The sequence below is a fragment of the Neobacillus drentensis genome, from assembly GCF_036965425.1.
GTDB lineage: Bacteria > Bacillota > Bacilli > Bacillales > Cytobacillaceae > Neobacillus > Neobacillus drentensis_F.
In genome coordinates, this window is sequence record NZ_JBALPP010000109.1 from 19,895 (window position 1) to 43,459 (window position 23,565).

A 23,565-nucleotide genomic window follows, 5' to 3' on the forward strand; every position below is an offset into this window, starting at 1 on the left:
GCTTCGTCCCCCATTCTATAATCCTTTTAACTTTGCTTCATCCCAGTACTGATCCAACTCTTCCAGCGTGTGATCTTCAAACGTTCGGCCGCTCTTTTCCACCATTTCTTCGACATAATGAAACCGGCGCTTGAACTTTTCGTTCGTTTCAAATAGGGCTTCTTCGGGATGAATCTTTAAAAATCTGGCTACATTGACAAACGCAAACAACAAGTCGCCAAATTCCTTTTTCGCCCGCTTAAGACCTTCTTCCGTTCCATCGAGTTCATTTACAAATTCCTCGAGCTCTTCCTTCACTTTCTCCAAGGCTGGAGAAATTTCCTGCCAGTCGAAGCCAACTTTGGCAGCTTTCTTTTGCAATTCGTAGGCCTGAAGCAAATTCGGAAGGGATTTTGAAACGCCTTCTAGTAATGAAGATTGTACATCGCCTTTTTCCTTCTTTTTTATATCTTCCCAGTTTTGTAGCACCTGTTCGGCATTTTCTGCTATTACATTACCAAACACATGAGGATGCCGGCGGACCATTTTGGCAGAAAGGCCTTCAATGACATCATCGATGGAAAAATATCCGTCATCCTCACCAATTTGGGCATGAAGCATTACTTGAAGGAGAACATCTCCAAGTTCCTCAACGAGATGATCGATATCTTCGTTGTCGATTGCCTCGATGACTTCATAGGTTTCTTCAATTAAGTACTTTTTCAGAGAATCATGGGTTTGTTCCTTATCCCATGGGCAACCGTCCGGCCCTCTTAATTCAGCAATAATCTCGCGCAGCTTGGAGAAATTTTTCCACAAGATTTGTTCGTCTTTTACTGGAGGGACATAGACAGAGGTGAGATTATTGAGCGATACATTGCGGTCAAGCTCATACAGCGGCACCTTTTCAATGGCTTCTTCTTTACTGCCTGCTGCCGTCACAATCCATACCTCATAATCATCAGGTAATTTTTCCATTAAAGTTAATTTCACATCGGAGGCAACAAATTGATCATAGACTTGACTAATCATCATGTGCTGGTTCAAATTCAGCTGACTGGCCTGGAGCATCGTCCCGTCAAGCAGCTGAAATCCATCAACCGGGTCAATTTTTAACGAAGCAAATAGGGCATCAATAAAGCTTTGGCCGCCGCCGATGATAATTTCCACCCCTTGTTTTGGTCCGTTTTCTAAAAGAAGCTGAACAGTTTGCTCGGCAACAAGCGGATGGCCCGGAACCGCATAAAAAATCTCTTCCGTTTGTGCCTTTTCCAAAAGAGTCCTGGCGATTTCTTGGTATACCGCTTCAAATTGATCATGTTTTTCATAAACAGAATCAAAGGAAGAGTAGTTCATCCCTTCTTTTTCTAACTCAATTACTACGGGATGTTCCTTTGTTCTTAAAAAAAGGTGGCTGGCATTTAGTAATTTTTTATAAATTCCCATTGGCAGCTGTTCTAAGTCGCCTGCCCCTAAGCCTAAAACTTCAATGTTTTTCACCATTTTATCTTCTATCCTTTCGAACCATTAAATGAATGAGCTTACTTCCCAATGGAAATAAGGAGAGTTCTTCTTCATGAAACACGCTTCCTCTAATAATAATCAGTAAAAACAGCAATCCGCCGAAACAGGCAGAGCTGATTGCTTGAAAAGCAGCTCCAATCCGGCCCAAGTCCAATGGGCTGATAATGAAACCTGATACAATTAAATAGCCCTTTAAAAAAAGAACCATCAGAACAGTTGCCGCTAGTACAGTTCCTAGAAAATGAGAGTTAAACAACGGGATTTTGACCATTTTTTTTAATCTCATAAACAATAGAACACTTATTATGGCTAAGGTAATCAAGGAAGAAAGTGCCGCTCCCATTGTTGCAAACTTCGGGACGAAAATAATGTTAAGGAAATACTTTAATGGAAACGCACATAGGACAGCTAATGCCGGAAAAATAAGATTTCCCAGCCCCTGCATGATGGCAATCAGCGTTAGAATAATCGAAGTAAACAAAATCACAAAACCAAGAATTCCTAAGACAGATGAACCCGCTTCATTCTCAAACAGCATGGTGTTTGTCGGTTCAATGATGGCCCATAAACCGGCAGAGGCGCCAAGACCGATGACAATGCTAACCTTAATGGCCAATTTTATTTTATGATGTAAAAATTGGGGTTTGTGCGCCATTCGCTCCTTAGTAATCATAGGAACCAATGTTAACGACATCGCGGTAGCTACAGTTGTTCCCAGCTGAATTAAAGGCTGACCGCGGTCAAATACTCCTTTTAAGCCTTTTGCGATATCCTGCTCGATTCCACTAGAAGTAAGCAAAGAAAACAGATTCAAAGAATCGCCTAATTGGAGAAATATTAGCAGCATTCCGCTCAGGCAGATGGTCAGACCCTGAAAAACGAGCGACTTAAAAATCTGTTTCGCATCCTCCGTATAGCTTTGGAATATTGCCTTTTTGGGTGCTACCCATTTCCATTCTTTACGAATCCATAAGAACATAAACAGAATAATCGCTGATATCAGGCTCCCTGTAATAGAGCCAAACATCGCTCCGCCGCCAACAAGGTAAAGTGAGGATCCTTTTTGCATAAACAAATACGATAAAAGGATAATCGTAAGCACCCTAGTTGTTTGTTCTCCAACCTGGGATAGAGCCGTTGGCACCATGTCGCCAATTCCTTGATAATAGCCCCTTAAGAGCGATACAAATGGAAAGGTTAAAAAGACAATTGCGACTACCCTTAATAGGATGGATAAATGAGCATCATTCATCCACAAGGCGATTTGATTCGCTCCAAAATATAGGACAAGAAAGCAGACAAAGCCAAATAACTGTAAATAAATAAACGATACAAGCAGAAGTAGACGAGATTTTTGATCGTCCCCTTTTGCTTTTTGTTCTGCATAAAGCTTCGAGATCACAACGGGAAAGCCTGTAGTTGACAGGACCATGGCGATCCCATAAAAAGGGTACACTTGCTGGTATATGTAAAAACCAATATCACCGACAATGTTTTGAAATGGAATCCGGTAAAACGCGCTGAGTATCTTGGTTATGATGGCTGCAAGGGTTAAGATAAAAGCTCCTCTAAATAAAGTCTTTGAAGGGTTTACGGACTTCGAATTCATTAGTTCACCTACTTAGAAAAGCGGAAGCGCCTTGCTCAGCCCCGACAAGAAGCCTCGAGGGGCTAGGCGCTGTAGCTAGACATAAAAAACAAACTCGACAGTTATTATAGCACAGTGTTGCTTGTTTTATCGCTAAATAAGGGCTCTGTTAACTTTGTTGTTGATTTACGCTCCAATCAACAGCCTTAAACTTAACCTAAATAAAAAAGACAGCCGATGCTGCCTTTTTAAATGAAAATATTATGACTCCATTTGTCTTGCCAGGAAACCTGCCGCTGTTTCTACAGCTTTTTGTTCTACTTCACCAAGGGTGCCTTCTTTGGAGTAGATAATGACCGCTCCAATTGGGTCGCCATTTGCAATAATCGGTCCAATGGTATACGATGATACAGTTTCATCATTGCCATCGGCGAGAGCAATTTCACCTTGCTGGTTAACCAGGACTGAATTACGTTCTTCCATTGTTTTTTCAACTAAATCACTAATATTTTTATTTAAATAATCCTTTTTGGAACCGCCTGCTACTGCAATGAAAGCGTCTCTATCACAAATTAAAATTGGGTTACCGAGGCTATCAAATAGGGCTTCTGCATATTCTTTGGCAAAATCGCTTAATTCGCTGATTGGTGAATACTTCTTTAATATGACTTCTCCGTCCCGATCAACAAAGATCTCTAACGGATCCCCTTCACGGATACGCAGGGTTCTGCGTATTTCTTTAGGAATTACAACACGACCCAAATCATCGATTCGACGAACTATTCCAGTTGCTTTCATCCAATGTTGCCTCACTTTCATCTGATGATTTTTCAACTTGGTGATTGACTGTGTTTCCTTTAATAGCAATCATCACCAACTTTGAACTTAGTATCTTTCAACTGGAAAGTTCTATACACAATCGACATATAAATTTCACATTTACAGGAAATTTTCCCAAAGAGAATGGGATTGATTAAGAGAAATTGTATTTAATGGTAAAAACAGGTCCAGATTTAAGGGGGATTTTTGAAGATTTGGGTTTCCAAGTGTTTTATGAGGACAGGTTTTGCTTTTTTTAACTTGGTTTTGTCCTCACGAACTCTCTATGAGGACAAGTTCTGCTTCTCCACCATGATTTTTGTCCTCATGAACGCTCCATGAGGACAGGCTCTGCTTCTCCATCATGATTTTTGTCCTCATGAACGCTCCATGAGGACAGGTTCTGCTTCTCCATCATGATTTTTGTCCTCATGAACAATCCATGAGGACTCTTTTTAATTCACCGGATTTTCCTGTTCTCTTTTAGCAGTGGGAATGGCCTTTATCATTTCGAAAGCAATGTTCAGCCACTCGGCAGTTGCATATTCTTTCGTCTTGATCATTATTTTTAATTTTTGGCCTTCCATTCCCGGTGTGACATTTCGGCCAAATTGATTAGCGATTCTGAAAAGTTTGCTTCCATCAATGGTGTTGGTAACCTTTTCGTTGATTAATATGGTCACGTCTTGTTTAACCTGTTTGATTTGCTCGACTCCGCTTAGCGCAGCATAGATCTTCATTTCAGCAATTTGGAAAAGGTATGAAACCTCATCCGGATATTCACCAAAACGGTCCTGCATTTCTGACTGAAGCTCTTCAATATCCTCAAGCGCCTGGGCCCCTCTAAATCGCTTATACATCTCAATCTTTTGATGGCCATCCTTAATATACGTATCCGGAATGTAAGCATCAATCTCAAGATCGATTTCTACATTTGTTTTTACCTCTGCGGAAACCAGGTCGCCTTTACGCTCCTCAATCGCTTCCTTCAGCATTTGTGAATACAAGTCAAACCCAACCGAATCAATGAAGCCATGCTGCTGGGCACCTAATAAATTACCTGCCCCGCGGATGGATAAATCTCGCATCGCGATTTTAAAGCCAGAACCTAACTCGGTAAATTCTTTAATTGCTTGCAAGCGTTTTTCGGCCACTTCCGTCAGTACCTTATCCTTGCGGTACGTAAAGTAGGCATAGGCAACGCGGTTTGACCTGCCGACACGACCGCGAAGCTGATAAAGCTGGGACAGCCCCATGCGGTCGGCATCAAAGACAATCAGCGTATTTACATTTGGAATATCGACCCCTGTCTCAATAATGGTCGTACTGACCAGAACATCAAACTCCCCGGCTAAGAAACTAATCATCACCGATTCCAATTCATTTTCCGTCATCTGGCCATGTGCATAGGTAACGCGCGCATCCGGGACAAGCATGGAAATTTCCTCTGCCTTCCGCTCAATGTCTTCCACCCGGTTATATAAAAAGTAGACTTGTCCGTCACGGGCTAGTTCTCTTTCGATTGCCTCTCTCACCAATGATCCATTGTACTCCATGACATAAGTCTGGACAGGGAATCGATTCTCCGGCGGTGTCTCGATGACCGATAAGTCACGGACTCCAAGCATCGACATATGCAGCGTCCTTGGGATTGGCGTTGCCGTTAACGTAAGGACATCAACGTTGGTTTTTAACTTCTTAATTTTTTCCTTATGAGTAACACCAAATCGTTGTTCCTCATCAATAATTAACAGCCCTAAATCTCGATAGACAATATCCTTTGATAACAGGCGATGGGTTCCGACGACAATATCACATGAACCGGCCTTTAGACCTTTTATTGTATCGGTTTGTTGCTTTTTCGAGCGGAAACGGCTTAACAGGCCAATATTAATCGGATAGTCTTGAAATCTTTCCCGGAGTGTTTCAAAATGCTGTTGCGCCAAAATCGTTGTCGGCACAAGGAACGCAACCTGCTTGCCATCTGCAATGGCTTTAAAAGCGGCGCGGATGGCAACCTCTGTTTTTCCATAGCCAACATCCCCGCACAATAAGCGGTCCATTGGCCGTCCACGTTCCATATCTTTTTTAATTTCATGAATAGAGCGCAATTGGTCTTCCGTTTCCTGATACGCAAAGGAAGTTTCAAATTCTCTCTGCATATCACCATCCGGTGTAAAAGCATAGCCAACGGCCGCTTCTCTTTCCGCATACAGCTTAATTAAATCGTCGGCGATATCCTGAACAGAGGATTGAACCTTTTTCTTAACCTTTTTCCAATCCGTGCCGCCCAGTTTATAGATTTTCGGTTCTTTTCCTTCTGAGCCGACATACTTCATGACCTGGTCGATTTGTTCCACCGGTACATAGAGTTTATCGGTTCCCTGATAGCGAATATGGAGATAATCCTTATGAATTCCGTTGATGACCAGTGTTTCAATTCCTAAATACTTGCCAATTCCGTGATTGACGTGTACAACATAATCGCCAATTCTAAGCTCTGAGTAACTCTTGATTCTTTCAGCATTTGATAGCTTTTGACGGCTGGCTGATTTTTTCACCCGTTTGTTAAACAGCTCTTCTTCTGTGATGACGGCAATTTTTTGAATAGAAAGCTCAAAACCTGTTTGCAGGTTTCCTTTCATAATTTGAACCTTGCCAGGGAGCAGCTGCTGACCTCCCTTTATAATGCTGGCCTCAATTTCATAGTCCTCTAGCACCCGCTCAAGCTTTTTGACTCGTTCTTCGTCTGGTCCTAAAAATAAAATAGAATAATTGCCTTTTTTCCAACGATCAATCTCTGCCTTTAACACATGCATTTGTCCATGAAAATTTTGCATTTGCTTGCAAGAGATATTAATAATATTCTGCGGACTCGTATTGGCTACATGTCTTAAAAACAGGGACATGTACAGGATTGGAAAATCCTTTTTTTGCAGCATCGACTGCAAATCATGGGAAATATGTAAATCATGAATGATTTGGCCTTCACTAAGCAGAGAGGTATACCATTCAGCTTCCTCTTTTACAAGGGAGTCGTTCATCTCTTGGACACGACTGATTTCATCAATAAACACCAATCCATTACTTGGCAGGTAGTCTAGTAAACTACTAGGCCTTTCATATGCCAGCGAGAGGTATTTAAAGACTTGATCAGGCTTATGGCCATTTTTCAATTGCTCCAGTTCGAAACTGATATTTTGTGATAACTGGATTTTCGCTTTATCATCTTTTAATTTTTTAAGACTTTTGGATAAACCATCTTCCAGCTTGCCGATCATTCGGCTATAATCCTCGGCTTTAAGCAATACCTCCGTTGCCGGGCCAATCATAACCTCCGAAACCTTCTCTTTGGAACGCTGATCCTCCAAAGAGAAATAGCGAATCGAATCTACCTCAGTATCAAATAATTCAATTCGGAGCGGGTTCGTTTCAGTAAGCGGATAGATATCAATAATTCCGCCTCTAACACTGAACTCCCCTGGTGTCGTGACCATTTCAGCCCGAACATAGCCCATCTGGACAAAGGTATTTAACATTTTATCAATATTTAAATCTTCGCCAATTTTTAAAGAAAGCTGGTATTCCTTCCATAACGATTTGGGTGGAAGGATCTTCTTTAATCCGGAAATGGGGACAATTAATATGCCTTGCTGCTGCTTGCTCCAGTGATTTAAGGCTTCAATTCGCTGCGCCTTTAATTCTGGACTGGCAATACTCATTTCAGCGGCAATCAATTCATTAGCCGGAAAAAGAAACACTTCTTTTTCACTTAGTAGATTTACAATATCATCATAGAGTTTTTGGGCTTGTAATAGATTGTGGGTGACGAGCATAATCGGCCTTTTCATTTGTTCATAGACAGAAGCCGTAAGGACTGTCCTAGACGAGCCTGATAATCCGGCAATTAGCTGTTCCCTTAAGCCTTCTTGCACACCGGCTATGATGGAGTGCACATCTTCCTGCTTCAGGAATAATGACTTTAAACCGTTCAAGGTTTCTCCTCCCTTCTTAACGAAAAGCGGAAGCGCCTAGACCAAGGAAAAAAGTAGTTCATTTTTTCCCCGGGGCGACAAGCATAAGACGAGCCGGCGGGAAGGTTGCTTTTTAACCTTCTCGACGGATTGGCTTAGACCAAAGAGCCCCTAGGCGCTGCAGCTAGACATTTATAAAATTAATATAGTAGAAAAATATAAATAGAAAAACGCTTTGGAATAGCATCCAAAGCTGGTTAATGAATAAGGTAATCGTATTGATGGTAGTCTGGATTCCGTTCCAAAGCTTCCTGACAGTCTTCACAGATGGCCGTGATATGGATATCACCTGATGAGTCATAAGCAACCATATCTATTCTTTCCTGATCCGTTAATTTATGAAGACCAAGGCTTTCTGAATGGACCGATGCTTTTTCAATGGAACCAAGGTTCGTACCGCAATGACGACAATGGTAATGGATGGCCACGCCTGTCCCTCCCTAATCTACGATTCCCTTCTAGTATTAACCTGATAGGAGGAACTTATTCAACTAGTTTCTTATGCACTTTATTGTATGTCATTTTAGCCTGTATCATGAATACTTACTGATTATATTCGTTCATCACCTGTAAGAAAGGCTTCTCCAGCCAGACTTCACAGGCTTCAGAACTTTTTTTCACAGCTTCCTGTGTCAAAGGCCTTTCATCCTGACGGAACCGTCCTAAAACATAATCCGGCACGCTCATTCCCGGCTCAGGGCGGTCAATTCCAATTCGAATCCTGTTGAACTGCTGTGTACCAAGGTGTGCGACGGTTGATTTAATTCCGTTATGTCCGCCGGGGCTTCCCTTTTGACGCAGTCTGATTTTTCCGACGGGCAAATCGAGATCATCATAGATAACAAGCAGGTCTTCTAACTCGATTTGGTAATAGTCCATTACAGCTCTGATCGACTCTCCAGATAAATTCATGTATGTAAGAGGTTTTAAGAGAAGAATCTTCTCTCCTTTATGAAAACCAATCCCATATAATCCTTTAAATTTGGATTGATTAAGCGGTATATTCATTTGACTTGATAAAGCATCAATGACTTCAAAACCGATATTATGCCTTGTTTGGTCATACTGTTTCCCCGGGTTCCCTAAACCAACTATTAATTTCATAGACGGTCCCTCCTCTTTTGGTTTAGCCAACCTTTTAAAAAAATTTCGGAACATAGCTATCTCCCATAATATAATATATTTTCTATGGAAATGCGATAAAGACGTAACCAAGATAGGTTACGTCTTTGTTTCTATTCTCCACCAACTGGTGTTGTTTCTCTTCCTTCTTCATTATCAGGGTGGCCGCCTTCTTGCTGCTCACCGGCATCAATTTCCTCTTCGACCTTAGGCGGCAGGATAGAAGCAACGACTTCTTCATCCTCGTGGTTAATGCTGAAAGCACCACCTGATGGAATGTCGCCAACCGTTATGTTTTCGCCGACCTGAAGGTTCGTGATATCGACTTCAATTTGCTGTGGAATATTATCAGGGGTTGCCGTGATCGAAATTTCATGAAGCGGCTGCTGAAGGACCCCGCCGTCCTTCACTCCTATTGCCTCACCTACAAGAGCAAGTCTTACATTAACGTTGATCTTGGATGATTTATCTACGGCTAGGAAATCAACATGAAGAATTTCTTTTTTAATAAAATCCTCTTGGTAATCAGTTAAGATAACATCCTGTTTGCTGCCGTCAACATCAAGTGAAATGACCCCATTACGGCCGACAGCGCGGATTGTCTTTGTTAAATCAGCTGAACTGATATAAACCGGCTTGCTATCCACCCTTGCTCCATAGATGACAGCAGGAATATTCCCATTATCTCTGATTTTCCGTAATGCCGAATGGCGGAGTTCTTTCCGCTCTTTTGCTTGTAAAACAGTACTCATGTATTGTCACCTTCCTATTTTGAATAAAACATTCTATATAAAATTGCCCCAAAATAGGAAGGACTAAACATTTTTTTGCAAAAAATAACACTTATAGCGAAGAAGGACCTGACCTAAAAAGTCAGATCCTAATATGGCCTATTAATCAAATAGGGTACTTACAGATTGTTCTTCGTGGATGCGGATAATCGCTTCTCCAATTAATGGTGCGACAGATAAATTAATGATTTTATCCGTCTTTTTCTCTTCTGAAAGGGCAATAGAGTTAGTCACCACTAATTCCTTAATTTTCGAATTTTGGATTCTTTCAATCGCCGGTCCTGATAGAACTGGATGTGTACAGCATGCATATACTTCCAATGCACCATTCTCTACTAATGCGTTAGCAGCCAATGTGATTGTTCCTGCTGTATCAATGATATCATCAATTAATATCGCTACTTTGCCCTCAATATTACCAACGATATTCATAACCTCAGCCACATTCGGTCTTGGACGACGCTTATCAATAATCGCAATTGGTGCTTTCAGGCGTTCAGCCATTTTTCTTGCTCTTGTAACCCCGCCATGGTCAGGAGAAACAACAACAATATCACCGTTTAATTGTTTATTTGAAAAATAATCAGCTAAAATAGGCACACCCATCAAGTGGTCAATCGGAATATCGAAGAACCCTTGAATTTGTGGTGCATGCAAATCTAAACAAAGTACACGTGTCGCACCAGCTGTCTCAAGCAGGTTTGCCACAAGCTTAGCTGTGATTGGTTCACGTGAACGCGCTTTACGATCCTGACGTGCATAGCCATAATAAGGCATCACAATATTAATCGTTTTCGCTGAAGCTCTCTTTAAAGCATCAATCATGATTAACAATTCCATGATATTTTCATTCACAGGTGAGCTTGTGGACTGAATCACATACACATCACAGCCGCGGATACTTTCCTCAATATTGATTTGAATTTCTCCATCACTAAATCTGGTTACCGAGCTCTTTCCAAGCTCAACACCAATTACTTTGGCAATTTCTCTTGCAAGGGGAAGATTTGAATTTAAACTGAATACCTTTAAATTTGGATCTAAATATTGATTCGACATGAGGGCCCTCCTGAAATCATTCGCTTATTTCTTTAAATTAAGCTTTGCAACGTAATTTTCTTTATTCACTTGCTTGGCACGGGCAATGGATAAAGCCTCGCCAGGTACGTCTTTTGTAATCGTGGATCCGGCAGCTACATAAGCGCCCTTTCCAATAGTGACAGGGGCAACTAGATTGGAGTTGCAGCCAATAAAGACTCCATCTTCAATTTTGGTTAAAAATTTATTTTTACCGTCGTAATTCACTGTAATCGATCCGCAGCCGATGTTTACATCAGTGCCGACTTCGGCATCCCCAATATAGCTTAAGTGTGAGGCTTTACTTCCTTTTCCGAATACAGCTTTCTTAATTTCGACGAAGTTTCCAATTTTCACATCATCATCAATATTTGACTCAGGGCGAATGTGAGCAAACGGTCCGATATTGACGTGGGAACCAATTGAGCTTTTAAAGGCAGCTGATTGACGGATGACTGTTTCATCCCCAATTTCACACGTGTCAATTTCTGTGTTTGGTCCAATATGACATTCCGCACCGATAATGGTTTTACCTGTTAAAATGGTTCCAGGATAAATGACGGTATCCTGACCGATTTCAACATCCGTTCCAATGTAAGTGTTAGATGGGTCAATGATTGTTACTCCGTTTCGCATATGCGCTTCATTCAAACGTGTTCGCATAATTCGCTCTGCCTCTGATAAAGCTACCCGATCATTGACACCCAGGGTTTCTTCTATCGTATTTGTTTGAAAGGCTGTAACAATTTCACCTTGTTTTTTCAAGATTTCAATGACATCTGGTAAATAGTATTCTCCTTGTACATTGTCATTAGAAACATTTTTTAGTGCTTCGAAAAGGGCAGCATTATCAAAACAGTATGTTCCTGTATTGATTTCATTTACTTTGCGCTCATCTTCCGTAGCATCTTTATGTTCGACAATTTTCTCGACAAGACCTTTTTCATTGCGAATGATTCGGCCGTATCCTGTTGGATCATCAATTCTTGCCGTAAGGATGGTGGCTTTTGCCTTTAATTCTTCATGGTGTTTAAATAGGGACTCCATCGTTTCGGCTTTAATTAACGGGGTATCACCGCAAACAACGATGGTAACGCCTTCTTTTCCTTCCAGCATTCCGGCAGCCTGCATAACCGCATGTGCTGTTCCTAGCTGCTGCTCCTGAAGTGCATAATGGCTTCTGCTGCCTAGTTGGCCCTGAACCATTTCCGCTCCGTGTCCAATGATGGTGACCATTTCTTGGACATTCAGTTTTTCCACTTGGTCAACCACATGCTCGACCATCGGTTTACCGCAAACTGGGTGTAATACTTTATAAAGCTTAGATTTCATCCGCGTCCCTTGTCCTGCGGCCAAAATCACAGCATAACGATTGGGCATGTTCAAGTCCTCCAATTTAACCTTTTTATCCACTAAAAATATTAACGTAAATGGGACGGCTTTTCAAGGAATGAAGGATATGTGTCTATTGTTGTAATTTTGAGTTTTTTTAGTAGAGGGCAGAAGAAAGTATCGAGGTTATATAAAACACATAAAAAAGAGCCTTACTTAGAAGAAAGGCCCTAGTTGTAATAATCCTTAGGAAGCTCCGGCTTCTTCAAATTCTACTTCCAATTCACCTAAACGGTGGTACTCAGCCAATACAGCTTCTTGGATCTTACCGCGTGTTCCTGAATTGATTGGATGCGCAATATCACGAAATTCTCCATCAGGAGTACGTTTACTTGGCATAGCTACAAATAAACCGTTGTTCCCGTCAATAACACGAATGTCATGAACAACAAATTCATTGTCCAATGTGATTGATGCAATCGCTCTCATTCTTCCATCCGTATTAACCCGGCGTAATCTTACGTCAGTTACTTCCATGTGCTCACACCCTTTTTCTAATGATAAAAAGCTAGTTTAATAAATTCAACAAATAATTTGCTTATTCCTTCTTTATTTTCAAAATTTTTTTAAAAAATAGGACGAATTTGTGAACTTTTGTAAAAAGTAGACATAAAAAAAAACGCCCGTTTATTTCACGAGCGCTACTACTTCAATCTCAACTAACACATCTTTTGGCAAACGGGCGACCTCTACACAGGAACGGGCCGGTTTATGCGTGGAGAAATATTCCCCATATACTTCGTTAACTGCCGCGAATTCGTCCATATTTTTAATAAATACAGTAGCTTTTACGACCGTTCCAAAGGATGCCCCAGCTTCTTCCAGCACAGCCTGTAAATTGCGGAAAACCTGATGGGTTTGTTCTTTAATGTCTCCAGTCACCAGATTGCCCTCTGCTGTTAGCGGAATTTGTCCTGAGCTGTAGAATAAATTGTTGACAATGATTCCTTGTGAATATGGCCCGATGGCTGCTGGCGCTTGATTTGTTTGAACTACTTTCATACGATTTCCCCCTGTTTATTAAAATAATTACCTATTTGGACATTGATCGTTTTTTCTTTTACATCCACATCAGATAGTTGGACAAGCGAAATATATTCATCAACCAACCGCTCTTCAATTTTTTCCGCTTCGACTAAAACAGCAATACCGGCGACTTGGGAATTGAATTCCTCAATGATACTGATCATACCCATGACAGTACCGCCTGCTTTCATAAAATCATCAACAATAAGAACACGCGATCCTTCCTGCATGCTTCGTTTTGACAAGACCATAGTCTGGATGCGCTTGGCTGACCCGGACACATAATTAATGCTGACGGTTGGCCCTTCAGTAACTTTACTATCCCTTCGGACAATAACTACCGGAACATTCAATTGACTGGCAACTGCATAGGCAAGCGGAATTCCTTTAGTGGCCACAGTCATCACCACATCAATTTTGGCATCTGCATAAGCTGAGGCAATAATTCGCCCGGCCTGCTGCACAACGGATGGATTTCCTAAAATATCCGTTAAATATAAATACCCTCCAGGCAAGAGCCTATCAGGTTTAGCAATTAAGTCACATAGCTCATTCATGAATGGCTGTGCTTCTTCTTTACTTACTTTTACAATAAATTTAACCCCGCCAGCGGCCCCGGGCACGGTTTGCAGCGTACCGATTCCCCTTTGTTCAAAGGTTTCCTTGACGATGGCTAAATCCTCACTGATAGAAGACTTAGCTGAAGCATAGCGTTCAGCAAAATACGTTAGCGGTACTAATTGGCGAGGATGGTCCAATAAATAGTTGGTCATATCAATCAAACGTTCACTACGGCGAAATTTCATAACAAACCCCCAAAAGCCGAATATTCTAATTAGAGGATATCATTATTGTACGTTTCTAATCAAGTGTTTGCCATTAAAATACCAATAATGTTCGGATTTAATCAAGTGAGTGCCGTTCTCCAAGCATCCTGACAGCGAACACCTGGTCACAAAAGCCTCGAAGGCCGTTATAGATTCGGTGCATTCTCGAATCATGCTGGACAATTCCAAAAACGGTTGGCCCACTGCCGCTCATTAAAACGGCGTCCGCTCCAAAACGCTTCATTTGCTCCTTTATCTGCGCCACTTCTGGATGAAGATTTAAGGTAACATCCTCTAACACATTCCCTACATTTTGACAAACCTTTTGATAATCCCGGCTGTTAATCGCCTCGACCATTTGTCCAATATCAGGATGACTCATTCTGTTGATATCTAAGCGTCGATAAACCTCAGCCGTCGAAACTCCGATAAAGGGTTTAGCGAGAATTACCCAGCACGTCGGTGGAGGCGGCAGTTCGGTAATCATTTCGCCCCTGCCTTTTGCTAACGCTGTGCCCCCATAGACACAAAAGGACACATCTGAACCAATTTCGCTCCCGAGCTCTGCTAATTCATCTAGTGATAAGCCGAGGTCCCATAGTTTATTCAAGCCTCGTAAAGTAGCAGCGGCATCACTGCTCCCGCCCGCAAGTCCAGCCGCAACAGGGATGGTTTTTTCGATGGCAATCATGACACCTTTTTTCACCTGGAAACGGTTTTTCAACAGCTGTGCTGCTTGATAGGCTAAGTTGCGCTGATCATCCGGTACATAACGATTATGGGAAAGAATATGTATTTGATCTTGATTTAATAAGGTCAGTTCCACCCGATCGGCTAAATCAATAGTTGTCATGATCATTTCAACCTCGTGATAGCCGTCGGAACGTTTATGTAAAACATCTAGTGCTAAATTGATTTTAGCCGGTGCTTTGACTAAAAGCTTCAATAGGTCCACCTACTTCTATATAGTGCAATATTCCGCAATCCACATTTTGTCCTATTTTACCACAAAACGACTAGTAAAGCGCAAGCGCATTGGGGTTTTATGGTGAAATTTAAAGGCCAGAGGAAAAGTTCCCCCTGGCCATGCTGCAGCAGTGATTCGTTTAAATTACAAGCGGAAGTGCATTTTAATTTTGAGTTAAGACTGCCGGCCTTTACCAGCCAACTGTGCTTCTGCAAGCTCTATGGCGCGTTTAACCATATTCCCTGCATCCTTTGCACGGATGCCGCCCCAACCCTCTTTTTGAACAACATCATAGAAACCAAGATCTTTTGCAAGCTCTTCTTTAAATTGGCTTGACATAATCCCTCTTCTTCTTCTGCCCATCTAAACAACCCCTTTCATACTACAGCATTCATAGTATGAGTAAATAATGGTTTTTAATGATAGCAAAAAGCAGTAAACCTAAAGTTTACTGCCACTCATTGCTTATATACTAACTTAATGCTACATGTCCTGCTGCTTCATCGTAGAATGTAATTTGAACTGTTTCTGTTAATACATCCGCATAGCTGTAAGACACTCGCTCGAATGAATTTTCATCCTGATCTAATTCAATAACAAAAACAGACGGGTAAGTTTCAGCTAAAACACCGGAACGTTCAATTGTTTTCCTGCGTCCGCCATTTGCTTTCAGCAATAATCTTTTCCCTAAATTTGTGTCAAGAGCCTTTTTAATATCGGCTAAGGTTTTTGGCATTCGGTCCACCTCACTATGTAAAGTATAACACACTGACATAGTCCTGTCAAACAAAAATATAAATTATATCAGTCCGACAAAAAGTTTGTCAATATTTTTTCTTCTACTTTTTCTTCTAAATTTCAACATTTCTATCGTTACCTTAATGTCAATGGAATATGTGTACAATATTAAAAAAAATAAGCCCCGGGGATTAAAAGGCTCATACTTTCTCTGTATCTTGATTTTGATTTTCTTCTTCATCCTCGTCTGGGAGTGGTCTATAAGGCATACCTGTTCTTAAAACACCCTTTGTTTCGATGCCGCCCAGCCCCTTATCTCCTGTTAACGTATTGCGCAAAACATCCCACACGTTTATTCTTTCCATAAACGGGGTAAAGCTTATTTTGGCAACAATATATACCGGATCAAGTGCGTGTATATTGACTCTTGTGGGAGAACTGGCGAAGTTTGCCCCTGCATGAATCAGAGATTCAAAGTGTGATTGGCATGCACCCGCAAAGATAACCAGTTGATCTAGATGCGGTACTCTTTTCCTTGCCTCCCTAACGGTTTGAACAAAGTGCCTAGAATGCCGGTAGGCGTTGATATCGCTCATTTTCCCTTTTGCCTTTGAGTAGGCGTCGTGCCCGGTGATAACGAGAATATCCGGCCGGTAATAGTCCATTAATTCGCCGATTTTATTCGGCATTTCCTTTTCATTGCAATGGATGCCTAATACGGGGACTCCGATTTTTTCATACAAAGTCATACATTTTTTTAGATAGGAGGGATCTCCATCTAAATGAAGGACTCTGCCGGGGATTTGAAAATAATTGCTCGGTTTTACATACCCGCCTGTTGCAGTATATTCTTGTCTCTGTTTCAATAAATCAACATCCTGAGTAAAAAGTCTTAAAGACTGTTCTTCAAGTGTCCTAAATTCTTGTGTAAGCTTTAATCTTTCGGTTTGGTTGATGACAACCAAATCATTATATGGAGCATCTGCCACGATGCGGAAATCTTCCCCGTAAAGGATCGCAAATTTCTGGTCATTTATTTTTCGAAAATCGATTACACGAAAAAGAATGTCACAGTTGTACGAACGTCTGCCGACAATATCCATTAATTTTATATCCACTGCCGTCACTCCAATTAGACCAGCAAAAAAGGCCTTTCAAAATAATAAAAGTTTCCCTGATAGGCTATGCCACCGGCTTTGTCCCTGTGACGAACGATAATTAGGATTATTTATTTTTAAGGATTTTGTTGGTTATTTATTGGGCGGATAACTCATAATGCCTAAGATGTGATAAAGTTCGTTTCATGGCCCTTGAAAAGATTTCACAAGGACTATGAAGCGTTTTATATGCATTCACGGGCACTGTCAATGCCTCACAGTGCCTTTAAACTGCCTTTTTGCTCTCCACAGGCACTGTGCCAATAAAAAAAGACCTTTAAAAAGGTCTAATGGAAATATGGATATAGTTCGTCTGCGAGACGGCCGAATTCCTCTAATGAGAGGGTTTCGCCTCTTCGTGAAGGTTCAATTCCGCTGGCTTCTAACGCCTTAATGATGCCCTCTTTCTTTTGTTTCCCATCCGGCAGCTGACTCGTTAAATTATTAAGTAATGTTTTTCTTCTTTGCGCAAAGCTAGCCTTTGTCACTTGGAAAAAGAAAGTTTCATCCTTGACGCTGACAGCAGGGCTCTCCCGCTTAATCAGCCTGATTACCGCTGAATCAACATTTGGCTGAGGTACGAACACCGTTTTCGGAACAATCATCACTGTCTCCGCTTCTGTATAGTACTGCACGGCAATAGAGAGCGAGCCATAATCCTTTGTCCCAGGCTTGGCTGAAATCCGGTCTGCTACCTCTTTTTGGAGCATACAAACGATGCCACGGATTGGGAGCTGGTCCTCTAGCAGTTTCATGATAATCGGGGTCGTCACATAATAAGGTAAATTCGCCACCACCATAACATCATCGAGGCTGGCAAAGTGTTCAGCCATAACAGACCTGACATCTGCTGCCAGCACGTCATTATGAATGATGCTGACATTCGGATACGATGATAGGGTATCTGCTAAAATCGGCAACAATCTTTGGTCGATTTCGAATGCAATGACCTTTTTGCTTGTGCGGGCCAGCTGTTCTGTCAGCGCGCCAATCCCCGGGCCGATTTCAATCGCACCAGAGTCCTCCGTCAAGTCCGCAAAACTGACGATTTTTTTTAATATATTTGTATCAATTAAGAAATTTTGCCCCAGGCTTTTCTTAAACGAAAAACCGTATTTTTCAAGGATCGCCTTTGTCCTCACGGGTGTTGCAATATCTTTATTCATTGTTTTCCTCCTGCCTAACAATAGCAAGTGCTTCTGCAAATTCCTGTTTGCTAATTTGAAACATCATTAAACGCTTATGAAGTTGTTTTCCATTTGTGTAGCCTATTTTCAAAAGCTTCCCCAGCAGGATTCGGCGCTCTTTAGAACCTTCACCGCCAATAAGTCCGGCAGTGATTAAATCCTCTTGGGAAATCTCTTCTGAAATCGTTTCATGCATGATCTGCGCATCCTTCAGCGCCTCACGGATCGCTTCTGGATTAGCATGCTCAACACCTAGTCCCCTGCCGCGTTTAGCAAGCGCATCTTCCTTTTGTAAAAAAGCATGCTTGCAGCCAGGGACCTTTTCGGAGATTGTTTTCCTGATTTTTTCTCCGGGAAAGTCTGGATCTGTAAAAATAATCACACCCCTTGTTTCCTGGGCACGCCTTACCTTTTCAATTGTGGACTCATTCACCGCAGATCCATTCGTTTCAATTGTATCCGCATCCACCGCTCTTTTAATCGCCGTCGTGTCATCCTTACCCTCCACGACAATAATTTCTTGTATCTTCATTTTCCCTCCAGAAACATAAGACTTTGTTAAAATTGATAGTCGATTTTTTATCACTCTGTTGATTGGAGCAGAAGGCACGAGACTCCTGCGGGAGTACGGGGCAGGGGAGACCCCACAGGCGCATAGCGCCGAGGAGGCTCCCCGGCACGCCCGCGGAAANNAATCAACAGACAAGTTTAACAGAGTCAAAAAATATTTAAATATTTGAAAAAAACTTGAAACATTTTTGTAATGTCCATCGTCTATATTATCAAAAGCCATCATACATTAATGTATAAAACATAGGAAAAAATCCTAGTCTCTATTCGTTGTTAAGTATAAATAAAAACGATGAAAAAGTAAAAATGCAGAGGATAGGACCCTCTGCACCTAAGTAAATTACTGCAATATTTTAATTTTGACTTTCTTACGTCCCCAGCGATACGCATCTGCATTTGACGGCACAAATACATCAATGATATACCCTCTTATCGCTCCGCCCGTATCAGCTGCAACAGCATAGCCATAGCCTTCGACATAAACCTTTGTTCCTAGCGGTATTATTCTCGGGTCAACAGCAATAACTTTCATGTTTGGATTAGCACGGAGATTAAGACCGGTTGCAGTACGTCCTGAACAGCCATTACAATTTGCTGTATAGGCGGTTGCAGTAACATAAAACTCTTTTCCCGTTTCCACTGCGCCACGGGAAACCTGTAAAGATAACTCCTTCGTTCCGACAGCCACAACTTTATCTTGCTTCTCTGCAATCATCTGCTCACTAAGTAATTTTCTTGAAATTTCCTTGCCATTTTCAAGTAAAACTTCGTATTGCCTGGAAACGCGGCCATGTTTACCAGCTGATAAGATCTTCTCTTTTCCTTTTTCTAACCCTTCATCCTTTTTGGTTACCACGGCAAATTCAACAGGTTCTTCCACTACATCGGTGACCTTTTCTACTCGGATGACGTTAACAACACCATTATCTTTCACTCTTTCAGTCAGTGTTGGTTCAACTCGGTCTAGTGAATTTAGCTTGATGCCCTGCTGCGTTAAAAAGTCAGCGACCGTAGTCGAAGTGGTCCAAACTTGTTGTGCTTTACCCTTGTCAACATAGGTTAGATTAAAGGCTTTTTTAATGCCGACCTTCAGCTCATTTTTGATTGCCGCCTCTGGTTTTGGTGAGATTTGATCATGTGCATTCAAAACAATTTTCTGCTCCTTTAAGAGCTCAGCCACTGTACCGGCTGTTGTCCAAATCGTTTTCTTCTCGTTGTCCTTGACAATGCTAACCTGTTTCGCCTGTTTCCAAACGACCTTAAGGTGGTCCTTCACCTTTGCGTTCGCCTTTGGAAACAAGTAGTCCTGTGAGCGAAGTGATACATCCAGTTCATCAAATAACTCTTTGACGGTATCTGCATGTGTATTAACGACCGTTTGCTCGCCATTAAGAGTAATTGCAACAGTTTTCTTTGATCCTTCAAAAAAAAGAATACCAAGAGTTGTTAACAAAACTACAAAACTAGCAAAAGCAATGGTCAAATTTCTCCCGCTCAAAGACATGAAAAACAGGTTTTTCATGTTTTTGAATACGATGAAAAACGCCTCCTTTTCTCGGAGAGATTATTGAGAACCATGCTGCCGGCTGTTAACCCTTGCTTATCCTGTGAACGTATTTTTAATTATGCATAATATTGGGAAAATTGCAAAGGAAAACTTATCGACACGGTAATCCTATGTTGAAAAGGAGACGTGTAGAACTTTTTGTTATAAGAAAAAATTTGGACAAACTTCTCATCGTTTCGACATAATCTCTTATCAGTTTATGCCGAATAATTTTTTAGCATTTCGTGTCGTTACTTTGGCAACTTCTGCTAATGTTACCCCCTTTATTTCGGCAATTTGCTCAGCGACCAGCTTTACATAACCCGGTTCATTTCTCTGTCCTCGGTATGGGTGTGGAGTTAAATACGGACAGTCTGTTTCAATTAACAATTTATCTAGCGGAATTTCTGCCGCTACTTCCTTCGGCTTTTTGGCATTTTTAAACGTTACAGGGCCGCCAAGTGAAATATAAAAGTTCATTTTCACGCATTCTTTTGCCACTTCAGTACTGCCGCTGAAGCAATGCATGATCCCCCCTACTTCCTCAGCCCCTTCTTCTTTTAATATTTCCACAATATCTGCCGTTGCCTCCCGATTATGGATGACAATAGGAAGCTTCACTTTTTTAGCCAGCCTGATTTGCTTGCGAAAAACCTCTTTTTGAATCTCCTTTGGAGACTTGTCCCAATGGTAATCCAAGCCCATTTCTCCGATTGCTACTACCTTTGGGTGCTCTGATAATTCCTCAATCCAAGCTAAATCCTCATCCGTCATATCTATGGCATCAACGGGATGCCAGCCAACACAGGCATACAGGAACTCGTAGTTTTCCGCCAATTCCATCGCTTTTTCAATCGTCGGCCGATCAAAACCGACAACAACCATATTCGAAACTCCCTCTGCTTGAGCCCTTTCAATCACTTCTTGCAAATCTTCGTTGTATTGTTCTGCGTTTAAATGTACATGTGTGTCGAATAACATTTCCTATGCTCCTTTTTTCACAATAGATTTCCTTGTCATACTATAAATAAAAAAATAGAAATGTCCCGAAAATTGTTTCACGTGGAACATTTCTATTTTAGACATTATTTTACTTTAGAACCAACTGGAAGGGTTTGATCAACGGTTGCAAGGGATAGCTGACCGTCTTTTGAACCTGCTAGTATCATACCCTGTGATAGTTCACCGCGTAATTTAACTGGTTTTAAATTTGTTATACAAATAACCTTACGTCCCACTAATTCCTCAGGCTTGTAGTATTGAGCAATTCCTGATACAACCTGGCGCTTTTCATAGCCAAGGTCCAGCTGCAGCTTTAGCAGTTTATCCGCTTTTTTAATTGGCTCTGCCTGGATAACTTCGGCAACACGCAGGTCAATCTTCATAAAATCATCAATGGAGATTTCATCAATGGCCTCAGGTTTTTCCTCTTTCTTTTCTTCAGCCGCCACAGGTGTTCCGCCCTGCATCTTTGTCTTAATGAATTCTACTTCTTCTGCAATTTCAAGTCTCGGGAATAGAGGTGCATCCTTTGCTACCTTCGTTCCGCTTGGAATCAATCCGAAACCTTCAAGACTTTCCCATGCTTTTAGAGCTTCCTCTTCTATTCCTAACTGTTTGAAAATCCCATCAGGAGTCCGTGTTAAAAACGGTTTTAACAGAATGGCTGTTCTGCGCAGCGACTCCGCTAAATGAACCATTACACTTGCAAGCTCACCTTTTTTAGCCTCATCCTTTGCTAATGCCCATGGCTGGGTTTCATCGATATATTTATTAGTCCTGCTGACTAGCTGCCAGATGGATGTTAACGCAACAGAAAACTCCATTTTCTCCATGGCTTCTTCGTATTTTGTGACTGTTTCACGATTAACTTGAAGCAAAGAATCATCAAATTCACTGACAGAATCTGAATACGCTGGAATCACACCAGCAAAATATTTTTCGATCATCGCAACGGTTCGATTTAACAGATTTCCAAGATCATTTGCTAAGTCAAAATTAATTCTCTCCACAAAGCCTTCAGGTGTGAAAACTCCGTCTGCACCAAATGGGACTTCCCTTAATAAATAATAGCGGAGTGCATCAAGGCCGTAGCGATCAATCAACGTAACCGGATCGACCACATTTCCTTTTGACTTTGACATTTTTCCATCCTTCATTAATAGCCAGCCATGCGCAAATACCTTTTTTGGCAACGGAATATCCAGGGCCATTAACATAATTGGCCAATAGATCGTATGGAAACGGACGATCTCTTTCCCAACCAGATGGACATCAGCGGGCCAGTAATTCAAATAGTTAGCGTCGTTTTCTGTTCCATATCCTAATGCCGTAATATAGTTTGAAAGTGCATCAATCCAAACATAGATAACATGCTTCGGATTGCCCGGGACTTTAATCCCCCAATCAAACGTCGTTCTTGAAACTGCTAAATCCTCTAAACCAGGTTTAATAAAATTATTAATCATTTCATTTTTACGGGATTCCGGCTGAATGAACTCAGGATTCTCCTCGTAATATTGCAAAAGACGGTCGGCATACTTGCTCATTCTAAAAAAGTAGGATTCTTCCTTTACAAGTTCAACAGGGCGGCCGCAATCCGGACAGTTTCCATCGACAAGCTGTCGGTCGGTATAAAAGGATTCACAAGGTGTACAATACCAGCCTTCATATTGATCGAGATAAATATCACCCTGTTCAAGCAATCTCGCAAAAATCTTTTGAACAATTTGCTTATGTCTTTCTTCGGTCGTCCGGATAAAATCATCATAAGAAATATCGAGCTTATTCCAGAGGACCTTAATTTCATCAACCATTCCGTCTACGTACTGCTGCGGGGTAATTCCCGCTTCTTCCGCTTTACGCTGAATCTTTTGCCCATGCTCGTCTGTTCCCGTTAAATACCTGACATCAAACCCTCTCATCCGCTTATAACGGGCCATTGCATCACCCGCAACAGTGGTATAAGCATGACCAATATGTAAATTTCCACTTGGATAATAAATTGGTGTCGTTAGGTAAAAGGTCTTTAATTTTTCCTCCATTTTTACTCCTCCTATTAGGTTGGCAATCATTAACCCTACTGTCCATTATTGCCTCTTTTTTCCCGCTTCTATCCTCAAAATATACCGAAAAAAGGACTTTTGTGCAAGAAAGCGCCATCCCTCGCTTCCAACATTTTAAAATATTTTCCTTATACACCCATAAAAATAGGACCTTAA

21 protein-coding genes are annotated in these 23,565 nt (G+C 41.4%); all 21 read right to left on the minus strand.

Annotated features, from left to right (window positions below; translation table 11 throughout):
• Nucleotides 1-15 precede the first annotated feature (15 nt).
• Nucleotides 16-1,482 (minus strand): nucleoside triphosphate pyrophosphohydrolase, encoded by a 1,467-nt coding sequence (gene mazG, locus V7161_RS23735; protein WP_335715294.1) that lies wholly within the window; start codon nt 1,480-1,482, stop codon nt 16-18.
• 1 nt (nt 1,483) lies between these two features.
• A complete protein-coding gene (locus V7161_RS23740; protein WP_335715295.1) occupies nt 1,484-3,112 on the minus strand; it encodes a putative polysaccharide biosynthesis protein in 1,629 nt (542 codons plus the stop codon).
• A 240-nt stretch (nt 3,113-3,352) separates the two neighbouring features.
• Entirely contained in the window at nt 3,353-3,889 is a 537-nt protein-coding gene (spoVT, locus tag V7161_RS23745; RefSeq protein ID WP_335715296.1) for a stage V sporulation protein T, read from the minus strand.
• Nucleotides 3,890-4,365: 476 nt separating this feature from the next.
• Complete coding sequence (mfd, locus tag V7161_RS23750) at nt 4,366-7,905, minus strand: transcription-repair coupling factor (protein ID WP_335715297.1); 3,540 nt, start codon at nt 7,903-7,905, stop codon at nt 4,366-4,368.
• A 236-nt stretch (nt 7,906-8,141) separates the two neighbouring features.
• The gene (locus V7161_RS23755) at nt 8,142-8,372 is read right to left on the minus strand and encodes an anti-sigma-F factor Fin family protein (RefSeq protein ID WP_223596381.1); all 231 of its coding nucleotides are present in this window, start codon (nt 8,370-8,372) and stop codon (nt 8,142-8,144) included.
• A 115-nt stretch (nt 8,373-8,487) separates the two neighbouring features.
• Nucleotides 8,488-9,048 carry an aminoacyl-tRNA hydrolase gene (gene pth / locus V7161_RS23760; protein WP_223596383.1) on the minus strand — a complete coding sequence of 187 codons (561 nt, stop codon included), beginning with the start codon at nt 9,046-9,048 and terminating at the stop codon, nt 8,488-8,490.
• A gap of 131 nt (nt 9,049-9,179) precedes the next feature.
• Nucleotides 9,180-9,818, minus strand: coding sequence for a 50S ribosomal protein L25/general stress protein Ctc (locus V7161_RS23765; protein WP_335715298.1), 639 nt, complete (start codon nt 9,816-9,818; stop codon nt 9,180-9,182).
• Nucleotides 9,819-9,959: 141 nt separating this feature from the next.
• On the minus strand, nt 9,960-10,916 hold the full coding sequence (locus V7161_RS23770; RefSeq protein WP_223596387.1) for a ribose-phosphate diphosphokinase: 957 nt from the start codon (nt 10,914-10,916) through the stop codon (nt 9,960-9,962).
• A gap of 24 nt (nt 10,917-10,940) precedes the next feature.
• Complete coding sequence (gene glmU, locus V7161_RS23775; RefSeq protein WP_335715299.1) at nt 10,941-12,314, minus strand: bifunctional UDP-N-acetylglucosamine diphosphorylase/glucosamine-1-phosphate N-acetyltransferase GlmU; 1,374 nt, start codon at nt 12,312-12,314, stop codon at nt 10,941-10,943.
• Between the two features lie 198 nt (nt 12,315-12,512).
• On the minus strand, nt 12,513-12,803 hold the full coding sequence (gene spoVG / locus V7161_RS23780; protein WP_003347151.1) for a septation regulator SpoVG: 291 nt from the start codon (nt 12,801-12,803) through the stop codon (nt 12,513-12,515).
• Between the two features lie 150 nt (nt 12,804-12,953).
• Nucleotides 12,954-13,328: a 2-iminobutanoate/2-iminopropanoate deaminase gene (gene ridA / locus V7161_RS23785; RefSeq protein ID WP_335715300.1), complete on the minus strand. Its 375-nt coding sequence runs from the start codon at nt 13,326-13,328 to the stop codon at nt 12,954-12,956.
• Complete coding sequence (purR, locus tag V7161_RS23790; protein WP_335715301.1) at nt 13,325-14,158, minus strand: pur operon repressor; 834 nt, start codon at nt 14,156-14,158, stop codon at nt 13,325-13,327. Before purR ends, ridA begins: the two co-directional genes overlap by 4 nt.
• A 97-nt stretch (nt 14,159-14,255) precedes the next feature.
• Nucleotides 14,256-15,125, minus strand: a complete 870-nt coding sequence (gene ispE, locus V7161_RS23795; protein WP_335715302.1) for a 4-(cytidine 5'-diphospho)-2-C-methyl-D-erythritol kinase — start codon at nt 15,123-15,125, stop codon at nt 14,256-14,258.
• A 195-nt stretch (nt 15,126-15,320) separates the two neighbouring features.
• Nucleotides 15,321-15,509 carry a small, acid-soluble spore protein, alpha/beta type gene (locus tag V7161_RS23800; protein WP_335715303.1) on the minus strand — a complete coding sequence of 63 codons (189 nt, stop codon included), beginning with the start codon at nt 15,507-15,509 and terminating at the stop codon, nt 15,321-15,323.
• Nucleotides 15,510-15,618: 109 nt separating this feature from the next.
• Complete coding sequence (gene veg, locus V7161_RS23805) at nt 15,619-15,882, minus strand: biofilm formation stimulator Veg (RefSeq protein ID WP_205181638.1); 264 nt, start codon at nt 15,880-15,882, stop codon at nt 15,619-15,621.
• 202 nt (nt 15,883-16,084) lie between these two features.
• On the minus strand, nt 16,085-17,002 hold the full coding sequence (yabG, locus tag V7161_RS23810) for a sporulation peptidase YabG (RefSeq protein WP_335715304.1): 918 nt from the start codon (nt 17,000-17,002) through the stop codon (nt 16,085-16,087).
• Between the two features lie 326 nt (nt 17,003-17,328).
• Entirely contained in the window at nt 17,329-18,207 is an 879-nt protein-coding gene (rsmA, locus tag V7161_RS23815; RefSeq protein ID WP_335715305.1) for a 16S rRNA (adenine(1518)-N(6)/adenine(1519)-N(6))-dimethyltransferase RsmA, read from the minus strand.
• Nucleotides 18,200-18,760: a ribonuclease M5 gene (rnmV, locus tag V7161_RS23820; RefSeq protein WP_335715306.1), complete on the minus strand. Its 561-nt coding sequence runs from the start codon at nt 18,758-18,760 to the stop codon at nt 18,200-18,202. The genes rsmA and rnmV overlap by 8 nt, the downstream gene beginning before the upstream one ends.
• Nucleotides 18,761-19,138: 378 nt before the next feature.
• Nucleotides 19,139-20,320, minus strand: coding sequence for a ubiquitin-like domain-containing protein (locus V7161_RS23825; RefSeq protein WP_335715307.1), 1,182 nt, complete (start codon nt 20,318-20,320; stop codon nt 19,139-19,141).
• Between the two features lie 237 nt (nt 20,321-20,557).
• Complete coding sequence (locus V7161_RS23830) at nt 20,558-21,325, minus strand: TatD family hydrolase (RefSeq protein WP_335715308.1); 768 nt, start codon at nt 21,323-21,325, stop codon at nt 20,558-20,560.
• 104 nt (nt 21,326-21,429) lie between these two features.
• Complete coding sequence (metG, locus tag V7161_RS23835; protein WP_335715309.1) at nt 21,430-23,388, minus strand: methionine--tRNA ligase; 1,959 nt, start codon at nt 23,386-23,388, stop codon at nt 21,430-21,432.
• Nucleotides 23,389-23,565 lie beyond the last annotated feature (177 nt).

Bases quoted from the DNA above. Each gene is read 5' to 3' on its own strand.
- V7161_RS23765 (WP_335715298.1), bottom strand. From the start codon at position 9,818: ATGAGTACTGTTTTACAAGCAAAAGAGCGGAAAGAACTCCGCCATTCG.
- rnmV (WP_335715306.1), bottom strand. From the start codon at position 18,760: ATGAAGATACAAGAAATTATTGTCGTGGAGGGTAAGGATGACACGACG.
- V7161_RS23825 (WP_335715307.1), bottom strand. From the start codon at position 20,320: ATGAAAAACCTGTTTTTCATGTCTTTGAGCGGGAGAAATTTGACCATT.
- spoVT (WP_335715296.1), bottom strand. From the start codon at position 3,889: ATGAAAGCAACTGGAATAGTTCGTCGAATCGATGATTTGGGTCGTGTT.
- purR (WP_335715301.1), bottom strand. From the start codon at position 14,158: ATGAAATTTCGCCGTAGTGAACGTTTGATTGATATGACCAACTATTTA.
- spoVG (WP_003347151.1), bottom strand. From the start codon at position 12,803: ATGGAAGTAACTGACGTAAGATTACGCCGGGTTAATACGGATGGAAGA.
- veg (WP_205181638.1), bottom strand. From the start codon at position 15,882: ATGCCAAAAACCTTAGCCGATATTAAAAAGGCTCTTGACACAAATTTA.
- metG (WP_335715309.1), bottom strand. From the start codon at position 23,388: ATGGAGGAAAAATTAAAGACCTTTTACCTAACGACACCAATTTATTAT.
- V7161_RS23740 (WP_335715295.1), bottom strand. From the start codon at position 3,112: ATGAATTCGAAGTCCGTAAACCCTTCAAAGACTTTATTTAGAGGAGCT.
- glmU (WP_335715299.1), bottom strand. From the start codon at position 12,314: ATGCCCAATCGTTATGCTGTGATTTTGGCCGCAGGACAAGGGACGCGG.
- V7161_RS23800 (WP_335715303.1), bottom strand. From the start codon at position 15,509: ATGGGCAGAAGAAGAAGAGGGATTATGTCAAGCCAATTTAAAGAAGAG.
- mazG (WP_335715294.1), bottom strand. From the start codon at position 1,482: ATGGTGAAAAACATTGAAGTTTTAGGCTTAGGGGCAGGCGACTTAGAA.
- rsmA (WP_335715305.1), bottom strand. From the start codon at position 18,207: ATGAATAAAGATATTGCAACACCCGTGAGGACAAAGGCGATCCTTGAA.
- pth (WP_223596383.1), bottom strand. From the start codon at position 9,048: ATGAAATTAATAGTTGGTTTAGGGAACCCGGGGAAACAGTATGACCAA.
- ridA (WP_335715300.1), bottom strand. From the start codon at position 13,328: ATGAAAGTAGTTCAAACAAATCAAGCGCCAGCAGCCATCGGGCCATAT.
- V7161_RS23830 (WP_335715308.1), bottom strand. From the start codon at position 21,325: ATGTTATTCGACACACATGTACATTTAAACGCAGAACAATACAACGAA.
- V7161_RS23770 (WP_223596387.1), bottom strand. From the start codon at position 10,916: ATGTCGAATCAATATTTAGATCCAAATTTAAAGGTATTCAGTTTAAAT.